Origin of the sequence: Moorella humiferrea (genome assembly GCF_039233145.1) — a bacterium.
In the GTDB taxonomy this organism is placed as follows: Bacteria; Bacillota; DSM-521; order Neomoorellales; family Neomoorellaceae; genus Neomoorella; species Neomoorella humiferrea.
Map to the genome: position 1 here is coordinate 210,378 of NZ_CP136419.1, position 25,241 is coordinate 235,618.

Here is a 25,241-nt window from a genome sequence, read left to right on the forward strand (position 1 = left end):
GGCGCCCAACGTCATCATTAATAAACGACGGGAGGAATGATTACCCTTGTCTGATGCTTATCCAGAATTGACGGCCACGGCCCGGCGGCTGCGGCAGCACATTATCAGGATGGTAGGCGCGGCCGGGTCGGGACACCCGGGCGGTTCATTATCGGCGGTAGAAATCGTCACGGCCCTGTATTTTAAAGTAATGCGCCTGGATCCTTCCCGGCCGGACTGGCCAGAACGGGATCGGTTCGTCCTGTCCAAAGGACACGCGGCGCCCGTCCTTTACGCCGCCCTGGCGGAAAAGGGATTTTTCCCGGTAGACGATCTTTTAACCTTGCGCCGGCTGGGTAGCCCTCTGCAGGGGCACCCGGACCGTAAAGCCCTGCCGGGGGTGGAGGTATCCACCGGTTCCCTAGGCCACGGCCTGGCCGTGGCCAACGGAATGGCCCTGGCTGGACGCCTGGATGGGCGGGACTACCGGGTGTACGTGCTCCTCGGCGACGGCGAACTGCAGGAAGGCATGGTGTGGGAAGGGGCCATGGCCGCCGCCCATTATCACCTGGACAACCTGACGGCCATTGTCGACCACAATCATCTGCAGATTGACGGCCGCGTAGAAGACGTCATGTCGCCGGAGCCGGTGGCCGACAAATTCCGCGCCTTCGGCTGGGAAACAAAGACCATAGACGGCCACGCTTTCGGGCAGATTCTAGACGCCCTTGCCTGGGCGCGGGAAGTGAAGGGCAGGCCGGCAGTTATCATCGCCGAAACCGTCAAAGGTAAAGGGGTAAGTTTCATGGAAAACGAGGCCGGCTGGCACGGCAAAGCCCCGGGGCCTGAACAAGTAGAAAAAGCCCTGGCCGAGCTGGCCTAATCGCTCCCCCACGGGGCTAACAACCGCCCTGGTGCCGGCTGGCGACACCATTTTTTCGTTTTAAGTAGAACGATTTTTGGAAGGAAGATATCTATGACCAAAATGGCAACCCGGGAAGCCTACGGCAAGGCCCTGGTGGAGCTGGGGCGGCAGAACGAACAGGTAGTGGTTTTAGACGCCGACCTGTCCAAGTCTACCATGACGGCCTACTTTGCCAAAGAATTTCCCCAGCGCTTTTTCAATATGGGCATTGCCGAGCAGAGCCTGATGGGCACGGCCGCAGGGCTGGCCTTGAGCGGCAAGATCCCCTTTGCCAGCACCTTTGCCGTCTTTGCCACCGGCCGGGCCTACGACCAGGTACGCAACGGCATCGCCTATCCCAAGGTAAATGTAAAGATAGCCGCCACCCACGCCGGCCTGACTGTCGGCGAAGATGGGGCATCCCATCAGGCCATCGAAGACATCGCCCTCATGCGCATCATACCCAATATGACGGTCATCGTTCCGGCAGACGCCACAGAAGCCCGGCAGGCCGTTTTTGCCGCCGCCGCCCATCAGGGGCCGGTATACCTGCGCCTCGGCCGGCCGGCCGTACCGGTGATATACGGCGAAGATTACCAATTCCAGATCGGCCGCGCCCATGTCTTAAGGCAGGGAAAGGATGCGGCCGTCATCGCCTGCGGGGTTATGGTTCATGAAGCGTTGAGGGCTGCCGAGGAACTGGCGGCGGAAGGAATAGACGTTATGGTCGTCAACATGGGGACCATAAAGCCCCTGGACCGGGAGGCGGTCCTGGCGGCGGCGGCCACCGGGGCGGTGGTAACAGCTGAAGAACACACGGTCATCGGCGGCCTGGGGAGTGCCGTAGCCGAGGTCCTGGCCACGGAGAGGCCCGTCCCCATGGCCATGGTCGGCATCCGCGACACCTTCGGCGAGTCCGGCAAACCCGATGAGCTGATGGCCAAATACGGCCTGACAGCACGAGACATCGTGGCGGCGGTGAAGGAGTTGAAGGGAAAAAAGGATTAAAATCAAAGTCTCCCTGAAGCGCCCTCCGCCGGCGTCCCGGATAAACTGACTAACCACAGTTGACTTCTGCGACTTAAAGAAGCGCATCAACATTAAACCGCCCCAGTAGGGCGGTTTTTTTGTGCGCCCGGCATGGGCGTTAACTTGGTGGTGAAAAAGTCCACTGCAGGCGAGGCAGCACCAGTCTGCTAGCCAAAGGCAAAAGGGGGCCTATCGCGAGGTGGGATCCGAAGGAACCCCATACGACGCTAGACCGCTCGGATGAGCTGGCAACACAAAGAGAAATCCCAGGTTGCCAAGGGGCGGTAGAGTAGATGGGGCGGGCGCGGGGCGAAGATTGGTGTCCGACCTGATGGAGATGCCGGCGTTCCACGGGGTAGTGAAGGTTGTGGTGGACGGGAAGCCGCAGCCGCCGCAGTTGGTGAAGCTAGAGTTGAGCGAGTGGGATAAGAACAGGTGGCGGTACAAGGGTAATGAGTTATCTCAGCCAGTAGAAGAAGTGCCGGTTAACGAAAGTCCGGTAATAGAAACCAGTCCAGAGTTTAACCAAGGTACTGAAGAAGTCAAAGCTGAAGTAGCAAGCCGGAGCCAGTACTGAAGTAGAAGCTTAAGTCGGTGTTGAAGCCAGCAATTTGGAGTGGGAGATAAGCGAGGTAAAAAAGCACGGTAGGGCCAGTAAAAAGAAAACTATTTTAAAAGTATCAAGAGAAGAACCGCCAGAAGAGAGTGCGGCAAAATATACAGGATATAAGGTGTCCCAGCTAACAATTCTGGATGAACAAGAGAACAAAGATGATTTCTTTATTTAAGGTTAAAAACCAAGCCCCCTTTTCCGATATGATAGATTAGTGCCTGTTCCTAATCTACTACTTGGGGGTACTTTGCTTTGAATTTGATCTTAAGTCACCTGGGGATCGGGGCCGACAAAGCCATAGGTACCAGCTGGATAGAGACTGTAAAAGACAATCAGAAGCTGGACTGGGAGGTAGGACAGATACTCCAGGGCAAAGTGCTCGGCCAGCGGGGAACGGGCTGTTTCATTCTGGAGCTCGAAGGACGGGAGATCCTGGCTCGTACTTCCCTTTTCTTATCTCCTGGTGATTTGGTCCGCCTGCAGGTCCAGGAGCGCCAGGGGAACCTTTACATGGTCAAACTCCTTTCCGAGGGCGAGTTAACGACGAATGACACACTTGGAGATATTCTTGCCCGTTTGGGCCTTAAAGACACGCCCCTGCAACGTTCCCTGGTGCAGAAATTTATCGATCACAGGCTCCCCTTGCAACAGGAATTATTGGGGCAGGCAAAACAGGCCCTGGCACTCCTTGGTAGTGAGGATAAGGAAGGGATAGAAGTGGTTCTGCAGGCCATTAAAATGGGAGTTTTGCAGCGGACAGATGCCCTGAAGCCTTTGCAGGAGTTTATGCTGGGGGAGAAAAACCCGGAGCAATCAGGTATAACGCGCCTGGCCCGTTTTATCCCTCTCCTGACAGATTTAATTTACGGTTTATCCGGGAAAAGGGGAGAGGAGGCCAGGCTTCTTTACCAGGAACTCAGGACTTTTGTGTCTTCGTTAGTCCTTAATCCGGAGGAAGGTGTAGAAAAGGTAGCGGAGCAGTTGCTAAACCTTATCTCTTCCCAGCTGCCTGCCAGGGATGGAGTCGTCCCGTCAAGGCCCATCTATTTGAATGATTTAATAGAAAAATTGGAGCGTCTTTTACAGGCTATACAGGAAAGCAACCGGGAAGCAGGCCAGTCTGCAGACAGCAAACTTTTGGAGACAGGCAAAGATATAGCCAGGCAGCTGGTCGGGCAGCAGATTTTTCAATGTGGCATCAGGAATGATGAACTTCAAAGCTGCTTTTATTTTACCCTGCCGATGTTGAAAAACAATGAAGTAACTACCTGGGGACAGCTGGTGATTAAAAAAGAGGGAAGGGGAAACAGCCCTGATCGCCAGAATTTTAATATCTCTATCCTGGTTAATACGGAAAGTTTGGGCTGTCTGTTGTTGGAAATGAGTATCCGGCAGAGGGAGGTCAGGGTTCAGGGAAAGGTGGAAGAAGAATGGGTGGGCCGGTTGATAAAAGAATCCTGGCCGGCACTACAGGAAGCCTTTGCCCGCCTGGGCTACCATTTGCATGAGTATAACTGGAAACAAGGTATTGTACCCCGGTGTCTTTTGCCCTTAGAAACAGCTTCCAGGGAAACCGGCTTTCAGATCGGTTTTCTGGATAAGAGGGTTTAACCTGTTTCAACGGAACGGGGGAAAGGGAAAGCACGGCCATGAAGGAGCAGGAAGGGGTAAGAAAGGCGGTAGCCCTGCGATATAACAGCGAGCAAGATAAAGCACCCAGGGTAGTGGCTTCCGGTAGGGGGGCTATAGCTGATAAAATCATTACCACTGCCAGGGAAGCTGGCGTCCCTGTTCATCAGGATGCCTATCTGGCGGAGATATTAGCAAGAATAAATATAGGCTCGGAAATTCCGGTCGAACTGTACCAGCTGGTAGCTGAGATTCTGGTTTTTATTTATTCTTTAGACTTAGGCGCGAAAAAGCTAAAATAGAAAAAACTAGAGACTGAAGGAGATAGTTACTAGCCTCTACCCTCCGGCTCGCAGTTCCCAGATGCGCGGGTCTTCCAGGCCCAGGCGCCAGACACCGATGCCAGGGAGGTTATACTCCCACACCAGGCCTAGCTTTGTGCTAAAGCTCCGCACATCTTCAAACCATACTACATGGGAAATATTATCCTCTACATAACTAAAGGTGGATTCCTGGGCCGCCTGGTCATAATAGATAGTGGCACCCACGCGGCGAGCCAGCTCTACGGCTTGGCTGTGGGAGAGGGTTACGGGAATGGACGCTCCTTCAGCCCAGTCGTAACCATAAACAGCCATACCGAGGCGTATTTTTTCCCGGGGGATAACGCTTACAGCATAGTCCAGAACCCGACGGACAAAACCCATGGAAGCGATAGGGCCGGGTGTAGCGAAATGTTCGTCGTAAGCTAGAATATAGACCTGGTCACTAAGGGCTCCTAGTTCCGGGTAACTAAAAGCGCCCGAGAAGGGGTGGTGGGGGTTATCCTCCAGTTCTGCCGGTACGGAAATGGTGGTTAAAAAGCCTGCCGCGCGGAGGGCTTGGGAGAGCTGACGCATAAAGCCGGTCAAGAAGGGACGATCCTCCGGAGGCACAAATTCAAAATCGATATTGACGCCTGCGAAACCCCAGCGGTACATGAGGGTTAAGATATTGTTTACCAAGGTCTGGCGCAAGCTTGGCGTAGTCAGCAAGCGGTGTATCAGGGGGCCGTACTGGGGACTGGAATAGTTGTGGACGATGGCCAGCACAGGGAGATTATATTGCCGGATGGCAGCGAGGCCTTCGGTATCGGCTTGATCCACGAGGCTTCCTGTCTCGGTTACGCCAAACCAGAAAGGTAGGATATATCTTAACTGGCCGCCATGGCTGCGTAAGGAAGCTAACCCCAGAGGATCAGGAACATAATACCAGTTGTTTTCTACATGCCGTTCCTGCAAGGCCATACTTAGAAAACACCTCCTGTTCATATTATATAATATGTTATTCCTGGCAAATGTGCCCAGGAAGCCTGGCGGCACGCTTCAACACCTACCTTAATAATGACAATCCTTGTTGAAATTGGGGATATCAAGCGCTTCTTTTCTCCCAAAAAACTGACAAGCTATGCCGGACTGGTCCCTCGGGGTAATACGCGGTACACTGGCCACATTACGCCAAGGAAAGCGCCTGACAGGAAGACTGCTCAAATTAGCCGTATCGCTGGCAACCCGGTTACCCTTCAGGCAGGCAGCGGAAATAATGGCCGAAGCAGGGATGCAAAAAGGAATGTAAGAAGCCCTGCGCAACAAACTATTCGTGAGCGGGGAAGAGCCCCAAGGCAAAAAGAAAAAAGTACCGGTACTATTTATCGAAGCCGATGGTATAATGATCCCGATTCGGCTTAATTAGAGCAGGCAGTAATTCGCGAAGCCTGTCAAGGTCGCCGTAAGCGGCCGCAGGCTTTAACCTTGACAGGCGCAGCGAATTACTGCACAATACTCCAGAGCCGGGAAAGGTCCGAGGCATATATGGGATTTTTTGTAAGGTCTCTTTTTGCTTACCTTTGGCTCAACCCTAAAACTAACAAAGAAGAGGAAAAACTCTCTTATATAGCCCCCCTTAAACTTGGTAACCTCGAGTTAGCGGTTGGGACGGGCACTTATTTATCCATGGTAGAAATTGCCAAAAATGATGTAGCTCGAGAGATTGCACAGTCCAGGAAGGCACTCTCCGGTTCTTTGGTTACTATAAGTATTATTGTTTTATTGATTTTGGCCGTAATCACTTATTTCTTTACTCGAACCATCACTACACCACTAATCCTGGCGGTTGACCTTCTGGGGCTCATAGCCAGCGGCGACTTCACCCGGACAGTTCCCGACAATTTCCTCCGCATGAAGGACGAGATAGGGAAAGTGGCCCAGGCCGTCGACCGCCTGCAGGCCAACCTCAGACCGCTGCTTTCGGGCCTTAGAGACGACGCTAAAACCCTGGCCAGCAACTCGGAGAACCTAAGTGCGTCTTCAGAAGAGATCGCCTCATCTTCCGGCGAGGTGGCCAAGGCCATCCAGCAGGTGGCCGCGGGGGCCTCGGACCAATCAAGCCATCTGCAGGAAATACTGGGCCTCGTAGAAAACATAACCGCAAGTCTGGAGAAAGTATATACCGAACTTAGTCACGTTAAGACTAACAGCGAAGAGACCTCTAGGCTGGCGAGTATAGGCAAGAAAGAGCTGGACGTCCTCATTGCCTCCATCAAGGGTGTTCACGAGGCCTTCAAGGTGGTTGCTGAGAAGTTGACGAGTTTGAGCGGTTCCGTAAACCAGATAGGTGAGATCCTGGAAGTGATCAACGGGATAGCGGAACAGACGAATCTTCTTGCCCTGAACGCGGCCATTGAGGCGGCACGGGCAGGGGAAGCTGGCCGCGGCTTCGCGGTGGTGGCGGAGGAGGTCCGCAAGCTGGCCGAGCAGTCCAGCGCTTCGTCGGATAAGATAAGGGTGCTATTGAACACTATCGGTTCGGAGACCAATGAAGTAGTGCATACTTCAGAGGAAGTCAGCAAGCAGGTAGTCGCGCAACTGGAGAATGTAGAAAATACGGTCAAGGCCTTTGACAACATACTTGAAGCGGTGGCAGCCATCGCGCCCATAATCGAGGCGACTTACCGCGAGGTGGATAGCACGGTGAAAGCCAAGGACGTATTGCTGGACCGGGTCCAGAGCGTCAGCGCGGTGTCGGAGGAGGCTTCAGCTTCGGCCGAGGAGATCTCCGCGTCAGCCGAGGAACTGTCGGCCTCCACACAGGAGATAGCGGCCAATGCCCAGCAGGTGCTGGAAGTGGCTAAGCGGCTGGAAGAACAGGTGGGGCGGTTTAAGGTGTAAAAGGGCGGGAATAATTATGTTGCGGTCCGGCCGCGGGCGGCAGACGCGCCTTACGGCCGGACTTTTCTTAAGGAGCCAGAAGGGCACCGGCCAGGGCATAATAACCCGTTGCCGCGATCCAAAGCTGCTCCAGCTCAATGTACTCATCAGTTATATGGGCGAGGTCTTCCCGGGAAGAACTAACTTGTCAATCCGCGTCTCGTCGTATCCAAGTTTTTGCATCCCCTCCCGAACGGCCCTGGTCACCTGCTTTTCTCTGCCGGAAAGGCTGGGTATCCTTACTAACTAACTGTTGCGCCAATTCCAGCACCTCGCGGCGCCTGGCTTCAGTCAGCACGGTTAACCCCCCCCTTATTTCTGAACCCCGTTTTCCAGCTCAATTATAGTACCTCGAGAAAGTTAATAGCAAAGCCCCACTGTAATTTATCTAAAAGATTAGCTCGGCGACTGGTGAGGGCTATAATTAAAGTAAAGAAGCGCCGCGGGTAAATAGCGTCAGCGTTTTTTATACTTAGCCGGTGAGGACCATCCTTAATCTGAGCACTTTCTACAAGCAGGTGCAGGCGGAAGTAAGGGACAGTAAAGATTAAATCCTCGGCTTTGAACTCGGGGACAAGTTTGCGGCTTGAGGGATCAATCAGGCTCAAGTTAATTTTCCCTGTGGCCAGGGGTATGGTGATTGCTGTAGCGCAGGTAGACCCTGTTAACTCAACCTGGATAGGAGTGCCCGGCTCATAGTTGGCCAGTTCCAGGAGGTTTGTAGCAGGCGGCTGGCTATTTCAGCGTTAACTACGAAGAGCACCAGGTCGGGTTTTAAAGTAGCCTTTTCCAGTGGTGCAAAAACTACATACTGACCCAACCTAGGGGCGACCTGCCCCGCCTTCTTTTCTCCGAGGAAGGCTTAGAGTAGAATTCCTTGAGAGAAAAGGGTTTATCCTGATATAAGGCGCTTAAAGAACCGTCCAAATGAGTAAGATCTGTAGGGCCTGGATTTGTTGTTCTGGGCGTGGGGGTAGGCTTGCAGGGAAATTATATAAAAAGCCATTTTATCTCCACCTAATCCTTCTTTAACCTACTCCTTCCAGCTAGGGCAGGTTTATTTTTACTTGCCAGGAGCCACCATAGCGCTTATACAATATAGTGACTGTAAACATAAACAACCTTCGCCCTGACCACCAAAATCACCTTGGGAGTAGAAGAAATGCATCGTTTAAACACCCGTTTGATACCTGTAACAATAATTGCCATCCTGCTTTGCATGGCTCCATTTTTTAATACGGCCCTTGCCGCCCCGCCGCCGGTCAAGCAAATAATTTTAACCCCGGGAACAACGGAGATCTGGGTTGACGGGGAAAAAGCCACACTGCCGGCGGCCCCTTATGTTTCTGACGGCGTTCTCATGGTCCCTCTGAGGAGGCTGGCTGAGGAACTAGGCTTTACGGTCCAATGGCAAGAAGGACCGCCACCGTCTATTGTCGTAAATTCCGGCAACCTGCGGGCGGAAATGTACCCTGGCACGTGGGTAGTCTTTCTTACGGGTTCTGACTACCGGGCCGTAATCCTTCCGGCCGAGGTCCAGCAAAAAGATGGCCTCATCTTTGTTCCCGTCGCTTTTTTCCAGGATGCCTTCCAGGTACCGACGGCAGAAAGCAGGGTAGAAAAAGGAGTTTACCTCCTGGGAAGCGATAATCAGCCGCCGACTGCTTATTTTGACGTCCAGGAGCCGGTGTATGCCGGGGAAGAAGTAAAGTACATAGACAAAAGTAGCGACAGCGACGGCGATGCCATTGTCGAACACCAGTGGTTAAATAAAAAGAGCACCTTTCCCGCGCCGGGGGTTTACCATGTTACCCTGCAAGTAAAGGACAGCCGTGGTAGCTGGAGCAAACCATATGAGCGGGAAATAAAGGTCTTGCCGCGGCCGGCCGCTGATGTTCCCCGGCCGGGAGAAGTAGTAGAAAATATTACGAGCCAAGCGGAAAATACCCTCAAACCTGTAAAGGAAGATAGTGGTCCCCGGTTGCTTTTTAGTGACGACCCGGAATACATAGAAAAGCCGGGCATCCTCTACCGGGATAAATTAAAGGGGGAAGGCAGGCTCTATTTCTGGCATGACGTTAACTGCCCGGGCTCGTTGAAAGTGTATGCCCTGGCCATAAATACCAGCCCAAGGGAAGCAGAGGTCAATATCCTTAAGGAAGGGTACGGTGGCCCTTCGAATAACGTATACCTTGTCGCCAGGACAGCCTTTACGGCTTACTACAATTCCCAGGGGCAGCGAAGGTATACCCTTAAACCGGGGCAAATTTTGGTGCTTAATCCCGGCGCCCCGGCGGCGGTACGCTATCAAGTGGTCCACGGCATTATCGATCTGAAAACCAGTGAGGAAATTACGGTGGCTTTTGTGGCTGTCCCGGCTACGGCAAATGTCATAGAAACCTACAGCCGGCTGGCGGTGCTTCCCAAGGACGGTGTGCACGTCCGGGGCACGTTTGCCGCAGCCGACAGGGAAATGACCCTCGACCTTAAGACGGCAAAGACCGGTTTTATTTTACTGGCTGACGGCAACGATGATAAGTTTATGGTCGGGGTGGATGGGATTACCGGTTCGTCGGTCAGGAACGTAGGTAATTACGGCATGCTCTACCGGCTAAAAATCAAATCAGATAAAAATACAGGAGTTTATTTAATCCCTGCTGGGGGCAGTTTTGGGGGTGCCCTGATTTTTAACGCTGAGGAAGTGTCGGTACCGTTAGACGGTTTTATTTCCTCACCAGACCAGGCTGTTTATCTGGGAACCACAGTCCCCGATGGGATAACCGAGATGCTTTTTATGCCCCCCGGTGGTTCCTGCCTTCCGGTAAAGCTCTTGTTTAAGTCATAGACCCCACGCCTATTGCCGGCAAGGGGTGGCATGGCTCCGGTAAGTTATATAATAACAAGGCCCGCCCCGGTGGATAAGGCTGGCCTTTTCCGTGCGCCCGGCATGGGCGTTAACTTGAGTGTGACGATGGGACTGAACAAAGAACAAAGATATATGATTTTTGAGATGAGAATTGTCGTTTAGGCGGCGCAGGCTGAACCCCCTTAGGGGTTTACTTCAAACAGGCAATTTTAAGTCAAAAAGGCCACTTGTTTCCATTTTAAGGAAATAAGTGGCCTTTTTGCGTTTTAGACACAAAAAATAATGCCAATTTCTTGGCATTCAGGAAGGTTTATACTCACTCACCATAGTTAGCATAGCACAAATCCTTCCTGAATGTCAAGCCTACTTTGACATTTTTTAAAAACATTCAGGAGGGATTTGAATGATACTGCCTTCTTAATTATACAAGAGTTAGGACGGCTAGGTGCAACTGATCAAGAAATTATTAAAGTTGTTAATGAATGGAATCAAAAAGTAATCGAACGTGGAGGTACTAAGTACCTGAGATCTTCTGACATATATGGAAAAATTAGGAGGCATAAAAAGGGAGACCGTAGACCAGGTTGTAACCATTGGTTGTCGAGGGCGATATGCGTTGGTAAAGATGTTTGCATGTATTACCAAAAAATTAGTAAAAGATACTAAGCCTATGCCACCAGTATAAAGCTAAAGATAGGGAAAGCCAGAAGTAACCAGGCAACAGAGAATCCAAAGAGTTATTCCGATCCCCAAACCGTAATTGTAACCAAAACGTGTAACCAAAACGTGTACTAATCCAAAACAAAAACAAACCCTAGCGTAGAATATACACCTAAACGTAAAATACCCTATAGAATTACTCCCACGAGCAGGATATGTACCTTCGGCACATATCCTGCTCTGCCCGATCCCGCCCTCCCAACATACCCCTGTTGTATATACTACATTGAGGATCAATTTTGATCCAAGGTCTGGATCAAAATTGATCCTGGAAGGGAGGGTTCAGGGTGACAACGCTCGCCAAATATAAGTTTTCGTAAACAAAAACCGCTCCGGCGGGGCCACCCTGCCCCGCCATTTCAAACACCTTTAAAAAAATGTCCAAAACTCATTGACAAAAGTTTACGACTTAGGATAAATTTGCAAATTTATCGGATGTGTGCTAGGATATGAATGGGAGGTGAGACAGTGGACAGAGTAAACGTAGAGATTAAGCCGGAAATATGGAGAAAGGTTGGGATTTTAGCGGCTATTTTGGGAAAACAAAAGAAACAAGTGGTAAATGAAGCCTTACGGCGATTTTTAGACACTTACGTATCTCGGTTTCCTCCGGCGCCGGAGGAAACGAGACCGTCAAAAAGACTGAAACGAAAGGAGAATGAACATGAAGAAGAAAATCGTGATGCTGGTAGTAACCATTCTGGCTCTGGCCCTTGCGGGAGCAACGGCCTGGGCAGGTAGTAACTCCAACGTTAGGGTTTTAGTTGACGGCAGGGAAATTCACCCTGACGTGCCCGCGTATATCAACGAAAACAACCGCACCATGATCCCATACCGGGCTGTTTCGGAAGCGTTGGGTGCAACGGTGGACTGGAATGAGGCCGATCGGAGCGTTACCGTCTGGTATGAAGGGAGAACCGTAGTAGTCTGGATCGGAAAAAACACTTATACGGTTAATGGCCAGCAGAAGGTCATGGACACCGTGCCCGTAATCAAAAATGATCGCACCATGATTCCTTTGCGAGCGGTCGCCGAAGGGTTGGGGTGCAGGGTTGAGTGGTCGCAAAGGGACTGGACGGTATATGTAATAAGTAGTAAAGCACTAACAGGAACTCCTGCTGGAGAAATTTTAGGTGGTAATACTTTGGTAAATAGTTATACAGGTACATGGCCAGTTCGTACACCAACCTCGCTACCGTTTACCACCTTACAATATGGCTTAACCATTTATGATTACCAAATAAAAGATCGAACGGTAGATGTTCGTATGTCTACTTTTAATAGTGAAGTATTGATGATTAAGAAAAAAGATGGAACATGGTATAATTCTGCACCAAGTAAAGAGGCATACGCTGGAGCTTATACTATTAACCCAGACGGTACAGTTACGGTACATTATCCTTTGTATCATCTAGATTTAAGTTGTAATCCACAGGACATCGCGGAAATGTATATAGGTACTTATGGCGAATTTGTTAAGCTACCATAGGAGGACACCTAGATGTTAAAAAAGAAAAAGGTCCTCTTTTATTTTCTTACCCTTCTGGGTTGCCCAATGATACTGCGTCTGTTTACGGTTTCTATTTAAAAAAATAAGGGGTGTAGATCGTAAAATAGAATTGACCCTAGATCGTCAAATAAAACTGACCCACCTAATCTTGTGATAAAATCCCCCCTGAGAGGGGGAGGAACAAGAGGTGGTCAGCATGTACAAATGGCAGCGCATCAAGGCACTGCATGCTCAAGGGGTCGGCATCAGGCAAATAGCCAGGGATGTTGGGGTGTCCAGGAATACCGTCAGGAAGTACCTGAAAGAAGCCGGCCCGCCCCAGTTTAAAGCTAGGGAGTACGTTAAAGAACTGGACAAGTTTCTGGAAGAAATCAAGATTATGCTTGCCAAGGGATATATCGGCACAAGGATTTACAAAGAACTGAAAGATAAGGGCTATCAAGGCTCCCTAGCCAGCGTCCACCGTTATCTTAGGTCCATAAAGGCAGAAGATAATGCAGCTAAATTAGCTACCACCCGGGTGGAAACCGGCCCGGGTAAGCAGATGCAGTACGATTGGAAGGTGTGGACGTTACCGGTAGACGGGAAGCCCCTGAAAATATATCTCCACGAGGTGGTCTTATCCTTTAGCCGGATGAAATTTTATACCTTCTCTTTAAGCATCACCACCGCCGACGTGATCCGGGTTCTGGTTGAGGCCATTGACTTCTTCGGCGGTTATGCCCCGGAGTTGGTGATAGACAACGGCAAGCAAATGGTCATCACCCACCAAAAAGACGGTATCGTCCGGTACAATGATGAGTTCCTCAAATTCTGCGGGCTATATGGCATCCAGCCTTCGGCTTGCGCCAACTACCGTGCCCGGACCAAGGGAAAGGTGGAACGCCCCTTTTACTATGTCCAGGAACACCTGCTACGGGGCCTGGAGGTGGGGGACTTGAACGAATTCGCTGTAAAGCTTTCCGAGTTCCAGGAAGCCTACAACAAGAGGCCCCACAGCAGCTTAGGCCGACCGCCGGAGGAGATGTTTGCCGAGGAAAAAGGATGCCTTCTCCAAATACCTGCTGTCGAACCGGCCTTCTTACACCATAAAGAACCCCGGAAGGTGAGCAATGACGGCTATATATCCCATGACGGCAATCTCTACCCCGTACCTATGCGCTACTGCTTAAGGAGGGTGTGGGTCGAAAACATCTACGGCCGGCGCCTGAAGGTATATGACGAGGCAGGTGCGCTTTTAGGGGAGTTCGACCTTGACCTTAAAAAACAAACCGCCCGTCCCCTTCACCCCGAACACGAAACCATCAACCGTCAATACCAGGAAAAGAAACTGAAACTGCGCTCGGCCCTGGTGGAGAAGTTTATCAGCGCCTTCGGCGAAGACGGCCAAAGGTATCTGGAAGGCCTGCGTGATAAGAACGGGGCCAACCTGTACTGGCACCTGGCAGAAATCTTAAGCTACCAAGACATATACAACCGGGAAGATATCATAGCAGCCATCAAAGAATGCTTGAAAATCGGCTCTTATCACAAAAACAGCGTAAAAAGGCTCTTAGAGCAGAAAGCAGTCGCCCCGCTTTCTTATACTTGTGACCCCGCAAGTGTCAATATGCCGCCAGGTAAAATCAAACGGGACCTCTCCTGTTATGCCCTAAAGGAGAGCGAGGTGGCGGCAGTATCATGAGCAACAAATTAACCTGTTATCTGGAAAATCAGATGCAGGCCTTAAAACTAAAGGGGATGCTCGCCCATTACCAGGAGGTAACAGAGAAGGCTTCGCAAAACAACCTCTCTTATACCGAATACCTCTCCCTCCTCTTTGAAGAGGAGTTAAAAAGGAAAAACGAAGGCACGGTCAAGACGAAAATCAATAAAGCACGTTTCCCCTTTATCAAAACCCTGGAGGAATTTGACTTTAGCTTTCAACCATCCATCCGGGAAAAAGAAATTATCGCTTTAGGCTCCCTGGATTTTGTGGAGAAAAAGGAGAATATCATCTTCCTGGGTCCCCCTGGGGTCGGCAAGACGCATCTGTCAGTGGCCTTAGGTATCAAGGCCTGCATGGCTAAATATCGGGTAGCATTTATCACGGCCCAGAAGCTTTTAGAAGAACTACTTTTGAGCGCCAAAGACGGCAGCCTCCTCGACAAGCTGCTGAGTTACTCCCGGCTGAACCTTTTAATCATCGACGAACTCGGCTACATGCCCGTAACTAAAGAACAGGCCAACCTCCTCTTCCGCCTGGTCTCCATGCGTTACGAGAAGGGGAGCATTATCCTGACCAGCAACTATAACTTCAACGAATGGGGGGAGATATTTTCCGACCAAGTGGTGGCTGCGGCCATAATTGACCGGCTTGTGCATCACGCCCGCATTTTCTATATTAACGGCACTAGCTACCGGCTCAAAGGTAAACTGAAAGCAGCCAACGACCGTTAATTCGGCAGCGAGACTATACCTTCATTCCCTTTGGCGCATGACTTGAAGCTTATTATTTTTGTTCCCAAGTGGGTCAATTTTATTTGCACATAGTGGGTCAATTCTATTGACAATCAACAAGGGGAGCCCCCCAGCAAAAAAGTTTAGGACATAACGAAGCAGCCTATAAAGAAGTAAGCGAAGCCCTTATAAAAGGAGACTGGGCTGAAGTAGACAAGGCACTGTCAGCAGCCGAACGAAAGAGCAAAGGAGTTGAGCGTCAGCGAATAACAAAACTACGTCATTATCTAAAAAACAACTGGGAAGGGATCTGTCAGACAAAAGCAACCGAAAGACTGGGAGCGATAGAAGGGCAGGTATTCCACCACATAGCCCGGAGAATGAAACGGCATGGAGCACGTTGGAGTAATAAAGGTGCCGACCATCTCGCGCGCCTGTTGGCGGCCCGTGCCAACGGTGAATTGAAGGAAGCGGTCCGGCTGTTCTGGCAGGCACAACCCGAAACGATCCGTCAGGCTGTTGGAGATAAACCCATACGAACCGAAGGCCGGAAGCACGGCCAAGATCCAGAAGAATGGTTACGGGCCAGTGTACCGGCACTGTATGGTCCAGCATCAGGTGAGCCATGGGTAAAATATGTACTCCGTGTTCTTGCAAAGGAACTACCAAATATTGCTTAAATTAGGTTATATTTCTTCTTGCTTTTCTGTGTAGGGGCTCCTACTGAATCTTGACACGCACGGTTCAGTTCCGCCTCATGTCAATCCCCTGCTGGGTGTGGTATAATACAGCTACATGAGGATGAACCCGTGCCGGATAAAAGAGAGCCCCACCATTCCCACGACAAAGGATACAAGCAGCTTTTCTCCAGCAAGCGGGCATTTCTGGAATTGCTCAAAACCTTTGTCCATGAGGAATGGACGAAAGACATAGATGAAGATAGCCTGGTACGGGTGGAGAAATCCTACATTCTGCAGGACTTTAGCGAGAAAGAAGCAGATATCGTCTACCGTCTGAAGACGAAAGGTAACGACGTGATATTCTATGTTCTGCTGGAACTGCAGTCCACGGTGAACTACCTGATGCCCTTCCGGCTGCTGCTGTACATGGTAGAGATATGGCGGGACATTTACAACAACACGCCGGAGGGCGAGCGGGAGCGCAAGGGATTCCGGCTGCCCGCCGTCGTCCCGGCGGTACTGTACAACGGGGCGAACAACTGGACCGCCGCCCTGCACTTCAAAGAAATACTGGCCGGGTACCGGCAATTTGAGGAGCACGTATTAGACTTCCGGTACATCCTATTTGACATAAACAGGTACGATGTAGAAGAACTTTACCAGGCGGCCAACCTGGTTGCCAGCATATTTGCGCTGGACCAGAAGATGGACGCGGGAGAATTGATCAGGCGGCTGCGGAAGCTGGCCGGCGGGCTGAAGAACCTGGGCCGGGATGAATTCAGGCAATTTGCCACCTGGCTTTCCCATGTATTCAAAGCCAGGCTGCCGGAGCCGGTACAGGAAAAGGTTGACAGGATTATTGGCGAAGTCAATCCGTGGGAGGTGGAAAAGATGATTACGAACCTGGAAATAACCCTTGAAGAGATGCAGCAGCAGGCAGAAATGCGCGGGTTAATTAAAGGCAGGGCTGAAGGCGAGGCGAGGGGCAAGGTTGAAGCAACACAGGACGCCATCTGCAAATACCTCAAGAGGAGGTTTGGCGATGCATCAGCCGGCCTGCAGCAGAAAGTCCGGGAGATGACCAGCCTGGAAGTGCTGGACAGCGTCATGGAGGAATTATTTGCCGCCAACACACTGGAAGAAGCCGGGGACATCATCCGGGAAGGTATCAATAAGTCCCTTCAGTAGTCCTGGTGGATGGTGTCGATTGGAGTGCCGGGCACCTAACTTATTATAGTGCCAGACAAATTTTAGCAAGAACCGTCAACCAAAAGGATTTTTGCTAGTTGTGTCGAAAACAACCCATGTGGTTGTTTTTTTCTTTCCTGGAGGTGGTGGTTTGAGTTTAATACAGTTTTACAACGTCACCAAAATTTACCCGCCGAACATCACCGCTTTAGACGACTTAAGCGTGAAGATAGATAAAGGTGAGTTTGTCTTTCTGGTAGGGCCCAGCGGGGCCGGGAAAACCACCTTCATCCGGCTCCTTTTTCGGGAAGAAGTACCGACCAGGGGGCAGATTCTTATCGGCGGCCGGAGCATCGCCCGCCTCAGAAGGAAAGAAGTTCCATATTTAAGGCGCAATATCGGCATTGTTTTCCAGGATTTTCGCTTGTTGCCGGAGTGGACGGTTTTTGAAAATGTAGCCTTCGCCCTGCGGGTGATCGAAACTCCGGCCAGGGAGATCAGGCCCCGGGTGGAAAAGGTTTTGGAACGGGTGGGGTTGAGTCACCGGGCGCGGATGTTTCCCCACCAGCTATCGGGAGGAGAGCAGCAGCGGGCGGCCATCGCTCGGGCCATCGTCAACAACCCCCGCATACTTGTGGCCGACGAACCTACGGGTAACCTCGATCCGGCCACGTCTAGGGAAATCATGAAGCTGCTGGAAGAGATAAACTACCAGGGGACAACGGTAATTATGGCCACCCATGCCTGGGATATCGTCAACAGTATGCGCAAACGCGTCATCGCCCTGCAGCAGGGCCGGCTGGTGCGGGACGACCGGGAGGGGGCCTACGGTTATGAAGTTTAGAACCTTTGGCTATTTCTTCAAGCAGGCGGGGATATCTCTGTGGCGCAATTTCTGGATGAGCCTGGCGGCGGCGGCCAGCGTGGCCATCTCCATGTTTCTCCTGGGGGCCTTTCTCTTACTAGTTTTTAACGTCAATTATATCGCTTCAAGGCTTCAGTCTAACGTAGAAATTGCCGCCTTTTTCCGGGTGGACATGCCCCGACAGGAAGCCTACCAGATTATGGATAGGGTTAAAGGGATGCCCGGAGTAGCGGAAGTCATTTTGGTACCCAAAGAAGAAGGATTGAAAGAATTGAGCCGGCAGTTCGGAGGTGAAGGGGAGCTTTTAGAAGCCACCGGCGGTGTCAACCCCCTCCCCGACTATTTGCGGGTTCGAGTGGCTAATCCAGAAACTATCCATGAAATAGCCCGGGCCATTGCAAACCTCCCGGGGGTGGAAAAGGTTAACTACGGCCAGGAAGTCGTCGAGCGCCTTTTTGCCGTGGTGCGCTGGCTGCGGTGGCTGGGGGCAGGCGTCATCCTGGTGCTGGGGTTGGGCGCCCTTTTCCTGATAGTCCTGACCATCCGTCTTACCGTTTACTCGCGCCGTCGGGAAATTAGCATCATGAAGTATGTCGGGGCAACCGACTGGTTTATCCGCTGGCCCTTTTTTCTGGAAGGCTTATTTTTAGGGCTGGCGGGTTCGGCATGTGCGGCCCTGGCCGTGTATATAAGTTATAAATTGCTGCTGCAAAGGCTGGAAACAGCCCTGGTCTTTATACCCCTCCTTAACGACCAGCAACTTTTATTAAATAGTGTTTTTTGTTTGGCTGCCGGGGGTGCTTTGGTGGGTGCCTTGGGGAGCCTCTTGTCCATCAGGCGCTTTCTTAAAGTATAGGCAAGGCGGAAAGAGGGGGAAGAAGATTTTGCGCAAAAAGATTACGGTCTGGTTACTTATAGTGATTTTTTCTCTGGGTCTCATACCGGCCTACGGCGCCACCCTGGACGAGCTGCAAAAACAGCAGCAGCAGATCCAGAAAAGCATAGAGGAACAGCAGAAACTCCTGGAGCAAAAAAACGATGAAGGAGAAGCCCTCTTAAAGCAACTGGAGCAGTTAGAACAGGAGATCAAAGAGAAGGAAGAAGAGATTGCCAGGTTAGATAAAGAACTGGCGGCAGCCCAGGACAAGGTCCGCCGGGTGACGGATGAGCTCCAGCAGGCCGAAGCCGCCCAGGAAAAACGTATGGAGATCCTCCGCACCCGCCTGAAGGATATCTATCAGGTGGGGCGGGTAAATTACCTGGAAGTCCTCCTTCAGGCTACCAGCCTGGAAGACTTCCTGGTGCGCATGGAGCTTTTAGCCAAGATCGCCCAGGGGGACATGAAGCTCATCGATGAGATCAAAGCTGAAAAGGAAAAAATAGCCGCCCGCAAGGCCGAACTTGAAGCCGAGCGAGATAAAATCGCCCAGCTTCGCCGCAGGGCCGACGACGAGCGGCTGCAGCTGGCCTCCCGTCAGGAAGACCGCCGGCAGCTTCTGGCCCAGGTCGAGGCGGAGAAAAAACGGGTTGCCGCCGCTCTGGATGAGATGGAAGCCCTGGCCCGTCAGATTGCCGCCAAAATCCGGGCCGAGCAGGCCAAAAGCAATCGCCGCTTGGGTCCAGAAGGAACCAGGGGTATGCTCTGGCCCCTGCCTGGATATACGAGCATCTCATCGCCCTTCGGCTGGCGTATCCATCCCCTGTTAAAGACCAACCGCTTCCATGACGGCGTGGATATCCCGGCCCCCATGGGGACGAATATCATTGCACCCCTTGACGGTAAGGTAATTTCCACCGGTTATTTAGGGGGATACGGCAATCACATCGTCATCGATCATGGTGGGGGGTTGTCCACCATGTACGCCCACCTGTCGGTCATTCTGGTACAGGAAGGCCAGGAAGTCAAGAAAGGGCAGGTAATAGGCCGCGTAGGCTCAACGGGCTGGAGCACCGGGCCTCATCTGCACTTTATGGTCCTCCTGCAGGGTGAGCCTACAAACCCCATGAATTATTACTAATCAGTTCCCCTCATACATATAATGTGGGGTGGGATAAGATTTAATCAATAAGCGGGCGGTGGTCGGCTTGCCGAAGGTATGGCGGCAGGTTAAAAGCGGTTTAGTGGCCCTCTGCGTTCTTATCACTTTGACCCTGGTGGTCGGCGTAGCCACCCACTTACAGGAGATACAGCAGCTGGCCAAGACATATACCCTGTTGCGTTATCAGGCCCTGGAGCCGGTAACGACGGACAAGCTTTTAGAAGGGGCCATCAAGGGCATGGTCGATGCCCTTGGTGACCCTTATTCTACTTATCTTGATGCCAATACTTACCGCCATCTCCAGGAAAGCGTCAGCGGCAGCTACGGCGGTGTCGGCCTCCTCATTACGCTGGACGAGAAAGATAGGAGGCTGATGGTCGTTTCTCCCTTCAAGGGGACGCCTGCCCAGCGGGCGGGGATTAAAAGCCGGGATTATATCGTGGCCATCGACGGCCGGGATACCAGCGGTATGGATCTGGAGACGGCTGCCAATCTGATGCAGGGGCAGCCGGGGACTAAGGTGGAACTGACCATTATTCCTGCCGGGGAAAATAAGCCCCGCACGGTAACCCTGGTGAGGGAAGTCATCAAAGTGCCGACGGTAGACGGCAGGATGCTTCCCGGGCATCCCGGCATCGGCTACATCAGCCTTACCATGTTCAACGAACAGACGGCCGGGGATTTGGGAAGGCAACTGGAAGAATTACGACAGCAGGGAATGCAGAAATTGATCCTGGACCTGCGTAACAACCCCGGCGGCGCCCTTTCGGCGGCGGTAGATGTCGCCAGTTACTTCGTGGCTCAGGGGCCGGTAGTCTATATCGCCGACCAGAAAAATACCGAAGCCCTGATGGCCAGGGGCTATGCCAAGCCTTTGCCCCTGGTAGTCCTCGTTAACAAAGGCAGCGCCAGCGCGGCGGAAATCGTCGCTGGGGCCATCAAGGATACGGGCAGCGGTGTTCTGGTCGGGGAAACGACCTTTGGTAAAGGGATCGTGCAAACTATATATCCTTTGTCCGGCGGTACTGCCGTGAAGATTACCACCCATAAATACTTGACGCCGGCCAAGCAGGATATAAACAAAAAGGGGATCACCCCTGATTACGTCGTTCCTATGGACCCTCAACTGGAACAGGAGGTTTTATCCAGAGCACCGGACCTCGAGCGGGACGTCCAGCTCAAAAAAGCCCTTGAGGTGCTGGGGAAATAGTACCAGGAGAGCAGTCAGTCATGGCGGAACGACTTGAAAAGATAGGCGTAAATTGCTTTTTGTACCGCAGGGGTGAATCCCCTGTTCCCATTCATGTATATCTGAGCGAAAAACTATCAAAAACCTTTACAGAAACCGAAGCTCTGGAGCAGCTTTATAACGCCTCCCTTTTACCGGGAGTGGTCGGCCCGGTCATCGGCATGCCCGACATCCATACTGGTTACGGCCTGCCCATCGGTGGGGTGATGGCCTGTGACTATGAGACGGGCATCGTTTCCGCCGGGGCGGTGGGGATGGACATCAACTGCGGTGTGCGGCTGTTGACTACCAAAATCCCGGCGGCTGATGTAGATAAGGCGGTCCTTACAAAGCTCCTCGAGGCCATTGCCCGGCGGGTGCCGGCGGGTGTGGGGCGCGTCAGCCAGGTCAAAGAACTGCGCCGGGCGGATTTAGAAGCCATCGCCGCCGCGGGCGCCGCATACTTTATCCAGAAGGGTTTTGGTCGCCGGGAAGATATGGAGAGGATAGAGGACGGTGGCTGCATCCCGGGTGCCGAGGTGGCGGCCGTGGGCAAGGAAGCCCGGGAAAGGGCTGAACAGCTGGCCACCATCGGCGGCGGTAATCACTTTATAGAAATCGGCAGGGTGGCGGCCGTCCTGGAGGAAGCCCTGGCCGCCCATTTCGGTCTCTATAAAGATTACATTTATGTTTTAATCCATACCGGCAGCAGGGGTTTAGGGCACCAGATCTGTACCGACTACAGCAACCGCATGTGGGCCAACGGCGAACGCAACGGCGTTCGGGCCCCTGTAAAGGGCCTGGCCTGCGCTCCGATTCATTCCAACGACGGCCAGAATTACCTCAAGGCCATGGCCCTGGCCGCTAATTACGCCTTTGCCAACCGCCAGCTTATTACCCACTTCGTCCGGGAAGCCTTTGTGGAGGTATTAAAAAAGCCGGAAGACAATTTGGGACTGGACCTCCTCTACGACGTGGCCCATAATATCGCCAAAAAAGAAAAACACGGCTCCAGATGGCTTTTAATCCACCGCAAGGGCGCCACCAGGGCCCTGCCTGCGGGACACGGGGACAACCCCGGATGTTACCTGGCAACGGGCCATCCGGCCATCATACCGGGGAGCATGGGGACGGCCTCTTATGTGGTGGTAGGTACCGGGGCGATAATAAAAACCTACTGTTCCGTCAACCACGGCGCCGGACGGGTCATGTCCCGGAAAAAAGCCAGACAGGAATTTTCCCGGGAGGACCTGCGCCGTCAGCTCGGCGGAGTCGTCGTCGCCGCCCGGGATATTAATTTATTGAAGGATGAAGCTCCCCTGGCCTATAAAGATATCGATGCCGTCGTCGCCACCCTGGCGGAGGCTGGCCTGACCAAACCTGTGGTGAGGTTAGAGCCCATGGGAGTACTGAAGGGCGAAGGGGATGAGGCGTAAAAAGAGGGAAACGCAGATTATACGGCGGGGAACCATAAGTGGAGGGTTCTCCGCCGCTGTGTTATAATTACTTCCTGAGGGGGAAGTATTATGCCGCCCTTTGTCCTGAAGTCAGATTTTAAGCCGCAGGGCGACCAGCCCCAGGCCATTGCCGCCCTGGTGGAAGGCTTGCGGAAGGGTTACCGCCACCAGACCCTGCTGGGGGCGACGGGTACCGGCAAGACCTACACCATGGCCCAGGTCATCCAGGCCGTGCAGCGGCCCACCCTGGTCCTGGCCCCCAACAAGACCCTGGCGGCCCAGCTCTGCGGCGAGTTCAAGGAGTTTTTTCCCGACAACGCCGTCGAGTATTTTGTCAGCTACTACGACTATTACCAGCCGGAGGCCTACGTGCCCCAGACGGATACCTATATCGAAAAGGACAGCTCCATCAACGACGAGATCGACAAGCTGCGCCACTCGGCCACCGCCGCCCTCTTTGAGCGGCGGGACGTCATCATTGTAGCCAGCGTTTCCTGTATCTACGGTCTGGGTTCGCCGGAGGACTACAGCACCCTGATGCTTTCCTTACGGGAGGGCCAGGAATACGACCGGGATGCCATTTTGCGGAAGCTGGTGGACATCCAGTACAGCCGCAACGACTACGACTTCAAGCGGGGCACCTTCCGCGTCCACGGCGACGTCATCGAGATTTTCCCGGCTTCCTACCATGAAAAGGCCATACGGGTGGAAATGTTCGGCGACGAAATCGAGCGCCTCCTGGAGATCGACACCCTGACCGGAGAAGTCCTGTCCCGGCGCCGGCATGTGGCCATCTTTCCGGCCAGCCATTATGTGGTGGCAGAAGATAAAATGGAACGAGCGTTAAAGAGCATCGAAGCCGAACTGGAGGAACGCCTGCAGGAACTACGGCGGCAGGGGAAGCTTTTAGAGGCCCAGCGCCTGGAGCAGCGGACCCGCTTTGACCTGGAGATGATGCGGGAAGTAGGCTTCTGTAAAGGCATCGAAAACTATTCCCGCCACCTGACCGGCCGGGCACCGGGGGAGCCGCCCTATACCCTGCTGGATTACTTTCCCGACGACTTCCTGTTGATCATCGATGAGTCCCATATCACCGTGCCCCAGATCGGCGGCATGTATGAAGGCGACCGCTCCCGCAAAGAAACCCTGGTGGAGTACGGCTTCCGCCTGCCTTCGGCCCTGGACAACCGGCCCCTGACCTTTGAGGAATTCTGCCAGCGCATCAAGCAGGTAATCTATGTCTCAGCGACGCCGGGGCCCTATGAACTGGAACACTCCCAACAGGTGGTGGAGCAGATCATCCGGCCTACCGGCCTGGTGGATCCAGAAGTCCTGGTGCGGCCGGTAAAAGGACAGATCGACGATTTGGTGGGCGAGATAAACAAGCGGGTGGAAAGGCAAGAGCGCGTCCTGGTGACGACCCTGACCAAACGCATGGCCGAGGACCTGACCGACTACCTGCGGGAAGTGGGCATTAAAGTACGCTACATGCACTCCGATATCGGGGCCATCGAGCGTATGGAGATCATCCGCGACCTGCGCCTGGGGGTTTTTGATGTCCTGGTGGGGATAAACCTTTTGCGGGAGGGGCTAGATCTACCGGAGGTTTCCCTGGTGGCCATCCTGGATGCCGACAAGGAAGGCTTCCTGCGTTCGGAGCGCTCCCTTATCCAGACCATCGGCCGGGCCGCCCGCAACGCCAACGGCCAGGTTATCATGTACGCCGATACCATTACCGCCTCCATGCGGCGGGCCATAGATGAAACCAACCGCCGCCGCCAGGTGCAGATGGAGTACAACCGCCGCCACGGCATTACACCTCGTACCGTAATAAAGCCTGTACGGGATATCATTGATACCGCAGTGGCCGAGGAGCCGGTCGCGTACCGTGCCGGTAAATCAAAGACTAAAGAAAAGAAAAAGGGCAAGTATACGAAACGAGAGCTGAAGGCCCTCATCAACCAGCTGGAGAAAGAGATGAAAGAGGCGGCCAGGAGGCTTGAATTTGAGCGGGCTGCGGAACTGCGGGACGCCATCCTGGAACTGCGGCTGCAGGTAGGTTGAGGCGCGACGGCGGGACGATATTTTACTGACCTTCGACAAAAAGGTCCAGTATAATTACTTCCGGCATGGCTGTTATTGCCTTACAAATGTCAGACCAGGCACGATCGTTACCGATGATTGCCCCGCAGCCGGCTATTTTAGCTGTGGCAATAATAAGGGCGTCAGGGAGACGCAAGTTTGTTCTGGCCCGGATGGTTGCAGCCATTTGGCCAATCTGGCGCGTGATAGGGATTATCTTAAGGCCGGGGAATTCGTGGAGAAATAGTTGGACCACAGTTAGCGCTTCTTTATTATCTTTTTTTAGAGGACCAACCAGGAGTTCTGCTTCAGTAATTACAGAGATGACGGCTTCCAGATTTTGTTGTTCAATATAGTCGAACAAAGGATTTAAGATAGTATTGTAGGGCGGAATACCTTGCAAAAAGTAGATTATGCTATTTGTATCAAAGAGTAAGCGCTGGAAACCGGCAATCTTGTTTAAGAAGGCGTCTTTTACCATGTTTCGCGTTCCTTCCTGACGAATTCGTCTATCTCTTCTTTGGTTTGGCCGTAAATACCCTTTAATGATCCGGCTAATAATTCAGTATAACTTTTAGTTTTAGGCCAAAGAACAAGCTTATCTCCCTGTACTTCTAACAACAATTTTTGCCCCGGTTGAATGCCAAGCTTTTTATAAATGGCGGCGGGTATAGTTATTTGGCGCTTACTGGAAACCTTTACAATAACTTGATCCATTTCATTTCCTCCTAAACTATTTTCTTGCTTACTATTATACGACCGGTAAGTGGA

General features: G+C 52.5%; 25 protein-coding genes and 1 pseudogene. 21 read left to right on the top strand and 5 right to left on the bottom strand.

The window, feature by feature from the left end:
- Positions 1–46 precede the first annotated feature (46 nt).
- The 6 genes from MHFGQ_RS01160 to MHFGQ_RS01185 all read left to right on the top strand — a co-directional run bounded on the left by MHFGQ_RS01160 (position 47) and on the right by MHFGQ_RS01185 (position 4,456).
- A complete protein-coding gene (locus MHFGQ_RS01160) occupies positions 47–862 on the top strand; it encodes a transketolase (RefSeq protein ID WP_106005234.1) in 816 nt (271 codons plus the stop codon).
- Positions 863–955: 93 nt separating this feature from the next.
- Entirely contained in the window at positions 956–1,891 is a 936-nt protein-coding gene (locus MHFGQ_RS01165; RefSeq protein ID WP_106005233.1) for a transketolase family protein, read from the top strand.
- Between the two features lie 292 nt (positions 1,892–2,183).
- The gene (locus tag MHFGQ_RS01170; protein WP_146127132.1) at positions 2,184–2,489 is read left to right on the top strand and encodes a hypothetical protein; all 306 of its coding nucleotides are present in this window, start codon (positions 2,184–2,186) and stop codon (positions 2,487–2,489) included.
- A gap of 34 nt (positions 2,490–2,523) precedes the next feature.
- Positions 2,524–2,700: a hypothetical protein gene (locus tag MHFGQ_RS01175; RefSeq protein WP_170066242.1), complete on the top strand. Its 177-nt coding sequence runs from the start codon at positions 2,524–2,526 to the stop codon at positions 2,698–2,700.
- Between the two features lie 77 nt (positions 2,701–2,777).
- A complete protein-coding gene (locus MHFGQ_RS01180) occupies positions 2,778–4,136 on the top strand; it encodes a hypothetical protein (RefSeq protein WP_106005231.1) in 1,359 nt (452 codons plus the stop codon).
- Positions 4,137–4,174: 38 nt separating this feature from the next.
- The gene (locus tag MHFGQ_RS01185) at positions 4,175–4,456 is read left to right on the top strand and encodes an EscU/YscU/HrcU family type III secretion system export apparatus switch protein (protein WP_106005230.1); all 282 of its coding nucleotides are present in this window, start codon (positions 4,175–4,177) and stop codon (positions 4,454–4,456) included.
- A gap of 36 nt (positions 4,457–4,492) precedes the next feature.
- On the opposite strand, the gene MHFGQ_RS01190 is transcribed toward MHFGQ_RS01185, so the two are convergent.
- On the bottom strand, positions 4,493–5,437 hold the full coding sequence (locus MHFGQ_RS01190) for a glycosyl hydrolase family 18 protein (protein WP_106005229.1): 945 nt from the start codon (positions 5,435–5,437) through the stop codon (positions 4,493–4,495).
- Between the two features lie 205 nt (positions 5,438–5,642).
- Here MHFGQ_RS01190 and MHFGQ_RS01195 point away from each other — a divergent pair.
- The 3 genes and pseudogenes from MHFGQ_RS01195 to MHFGQ_RS01205 form a co-directional block, all read left to right on the top strand.
- A pseudogene (locus MHFGQ_RS01195) lies at positions 5,643–5,873 on the top strand (ISLre2-like element ISMoth2 family transposase); the annotation flags it as partial.
- A gap of 338 nt (positions 5,874–6,211) precedes the next feature.
- Positions 6,212–7,357 carry a methyl-accepting chemotaxis protein gene (locus MHFGQ_RS01200; RefSeq protein ID WP_343105515.1) on the top strand — a complete coding sequence of 382 codons (1,146 nt, stop codon included), beginning with the start codon at positions 6,212–6,214 and terminating at the stop codon, positions 7,355–7,357.
- A gap of 16 nt (positions 7,358–7,373) precedes the next feature.
- Positions 7,374–7,646 carry a hypothetical protein gene (locus tag MHFGQ_RS01205; protein WP_343105516.1) on the top strand — a complete coding sequence of 91 codons (273 nt, stop codon included), beginning with the start codon at positions 7,374–7,376 and terminating at the stop codon, positions 7,644–7,646.
- 91 nt (positions 7,647–7,737) lie between these two features.
- Here the strand turns inward: MHFGQ_RS01205 and MHFGQ_RS01210 are convergent, their stop codons facing one another.
- Both MHFGQ_RS01210 and MHFGQ_RS13885 read right to left on the bottom strand, forming a co-directional pair.
- A complete protein-coding gene (locus MHFGQ_RS01210) occupies positions 7,738–8,109 on the bottom strand; it encodes a DUF169 domain-containing protein (protein ID WP_106005108.1) in 372 nt (123 codons plus the stop codon).
- Entirely contained in the window at positions 8,061–8,216 is a 156-nt protein-coding gene (locus tag MHFGQ_RS13885; RefSeq protein ID WP_106005109.1) for a DUF169 domain-containing protein, read from the bottom strand. The genes MHFGQ_RS01210 and MHFGQ_RS13885 overlap by 49 nt, the downstream gene beginning before the upstream one ends.
- Before the next feature lie 342 nt (positions 8,217–8,558).
- On the opposite strand from MHFGQ_RS13885, the gene MHFGQ_RS01215 reads away from it, so the two are divergent.
- The 12 genes from MHFGQ_RS01215 (at position 8,559) to uvrB (ending at position 24,452) form a co-directional block, all read left to right on the top strand.
- A complete protein-coding gene (locus MHFGQ_RS01215; RefSeq protein ID WP_106005110.1) occupies positions 8,559–10,241 on the top strand; it encodes a stalk domain-containing protein in 1,683 nt (560 codons plus the stop codon).
- Positions 10,242–11,646: 1,405 nt separating this feature from the next.
- On the top strand, positions 11,647–12,471 hold the full coding sequence (locus MHFGQ_RS01220) for a copper amine oxidase N-terminal domain-containing protein (protein WP_170066225.1): 825 nt from the start codon (positions 11,647–11,649) through the stop codon (positions 12,469–12,471).
- 217 nt (positions 12,472–12,688) lie between these two features.
- Positions 12,689–14,176: an IS21 family transposase gene (gene istA, locus MHFGQ_RS01225; RefSeq protein ID WP_106006222.1), complete on the top strand. Its 1,488-nt coding sequence runs from the start codon at positions 12,689–12,691 to the stop codon at positions 14,174–14,176.
- Entirely contained in the window at positions 14,173–14,931 is a 759-nt protein-coding gene (gene istB / locus MHFGQ_RS01230; protein ID WP_106006221.1) for an IS21-like element helper ATPase IstB, read from the top strand. The genes istA and istB overlap by 4 nt, the downstream gene beginning before the upstream one ends.
- Positions 14,932–15,119: 188 nt before the next feature.
- A complete protein-coding gene (locus tag MHFGQ_RS01235; protein ID WP_245907718.1) occupies positions 15,120–15,611 on the top strand; it encodes a UPF0236 family transposase-like protein in 492 nt (163 codons plus the stop codon).
- Between the two features lie 129 nt (positions 15,612–15,740).
- The gene (locus tag MHFGQ_RS01240) at positions 15,741–16,799 is read left to right on the top strand and encodes an Rpn family recombination-promoting nuclease/putative transposase (protein WP_106004142.1); all 1,059 of its coding nucleotides are present in this window, start codon (positions 15,741–15,743) and stop codon (positions 16,797–16,799) included.
- Positions 16,800–16,950: 151 nt separating this feature from the next.
- Positions 16,951–17,643 carry a cell division ATP-binding protein FtsE gene (gene ftsE / locus MHFGQ_RS01245; protein ID WP_106004141.1) on the top strand — a complete coding sequence of 231 codons (693 nt, stop codon included), beginning with the start codon at positions 16,951–16,953 and terminating at the stop codon, positions 17,641–17,643.
- On the top strand, positions 17,633–18,520 hold the full coding sequence (ftsX, locus tag MHFGQ_RS01250) for a permease-like cell division protein FtsX (RefSeq protein ID WP_106004140.1): 888 nt from the start codon (positions 17,633–17,635) through the stop codon (positions 18,518–18,520). Before ftsE ends, ftsX begins: the two co-directional genes overlap by 11 nt.
- A gap of 28 nt (positions 18,521–18,548) precedes the next feature.
- The gene (locus MHFGQ_RS01255; protein WP_106004139.1) at positions 18,549–19,682 is read left to right on the top strand and encodes a murein hydrolase activator EnvC family protein; all 1,134 of its coding nucleotides are present in this window, start codon (positions 18,549–18,551) and stop codon (positions 19,680–19,682) included.
- 58 nt (positions 19,683–19,740) lie between these two features.
- Positions 19,741–20,913 (top strand): S41 family peptidase, encoded by a 1,173-nt coding sequence (locus tag MHFGQ_RS01260; RefSeq protein ID WP_343105517.1) that lies wholly within the window; start codon positions 19,741–19,743, stop codon positions 20,911–20,913.
- A 20-nt stretch (positions 20,914–20,933) separates the two neighbouring features.
- Positions 20,934–22,367 carry an RtcB family protein gene (locus MHFGQ_RS01265; protein WP_106004137.1) on the top strand — a complete coding sequence of 478 codons (1,434 nt, stop codon included), beginning with the start codon at positions 20,934–20,936 and terminating at the stop codon, positions 22,365–22,367.
- A 90-nt stretch (positions 22,368–22,457) separates the two neighbouring features.
- Positions 22,458–24,452 (top strand): excinuclease ABC subunit UvrB, encoded by a 1,995-nt coding sequence (gene uvrB, locus MHFGQ_RS01270; RefSeq protein ID WP_106004136.1) that lies wholly within the window; start codon positions 22,458–22,460, stop codon positions 24,450–24,452.
- Between the two features lie 22 nt (positions 24,453–24,474).
- Here the strand turns inward: uvrB and MHFGQ_RS01275 are convergent, their stop codons facing one another.
- Both MHFGQ_RS01275 and MHFGQ_RS01280 read right to left on the bottom strand, forming a co-directional pair.
- Positions 24,475–24,951, bottom strand: coding sequence for a type II toxin-antitoxin system VapC family toxin (locus tag MHFGQ_RS01275; RefSeq protein ID WP_106004135.1), 477 nt, complete (start codon positions 24,949–24,951; stop codon positions 24,475–24,477).
- Positions 24,945–25,187 (bottom strand): AbrB/MazE/SpoVT family DNA-binding domain-containing protein, encoded by a 243-nt coding sequence (locus MHFGQ_RS01280; protein ID WP_106004134.1) that lies wholly within the window; start codon positions 25,185–25,187, stop codon positions 24,945–24,947. The genes MHFGQ_RS01275 and MHFGQ_RS01280 overlap by 7 nt, the downstream gene beginning before the upstream one ends.
- Positions 25,188–25,241 lie beyond the last annotated feature (54 nt).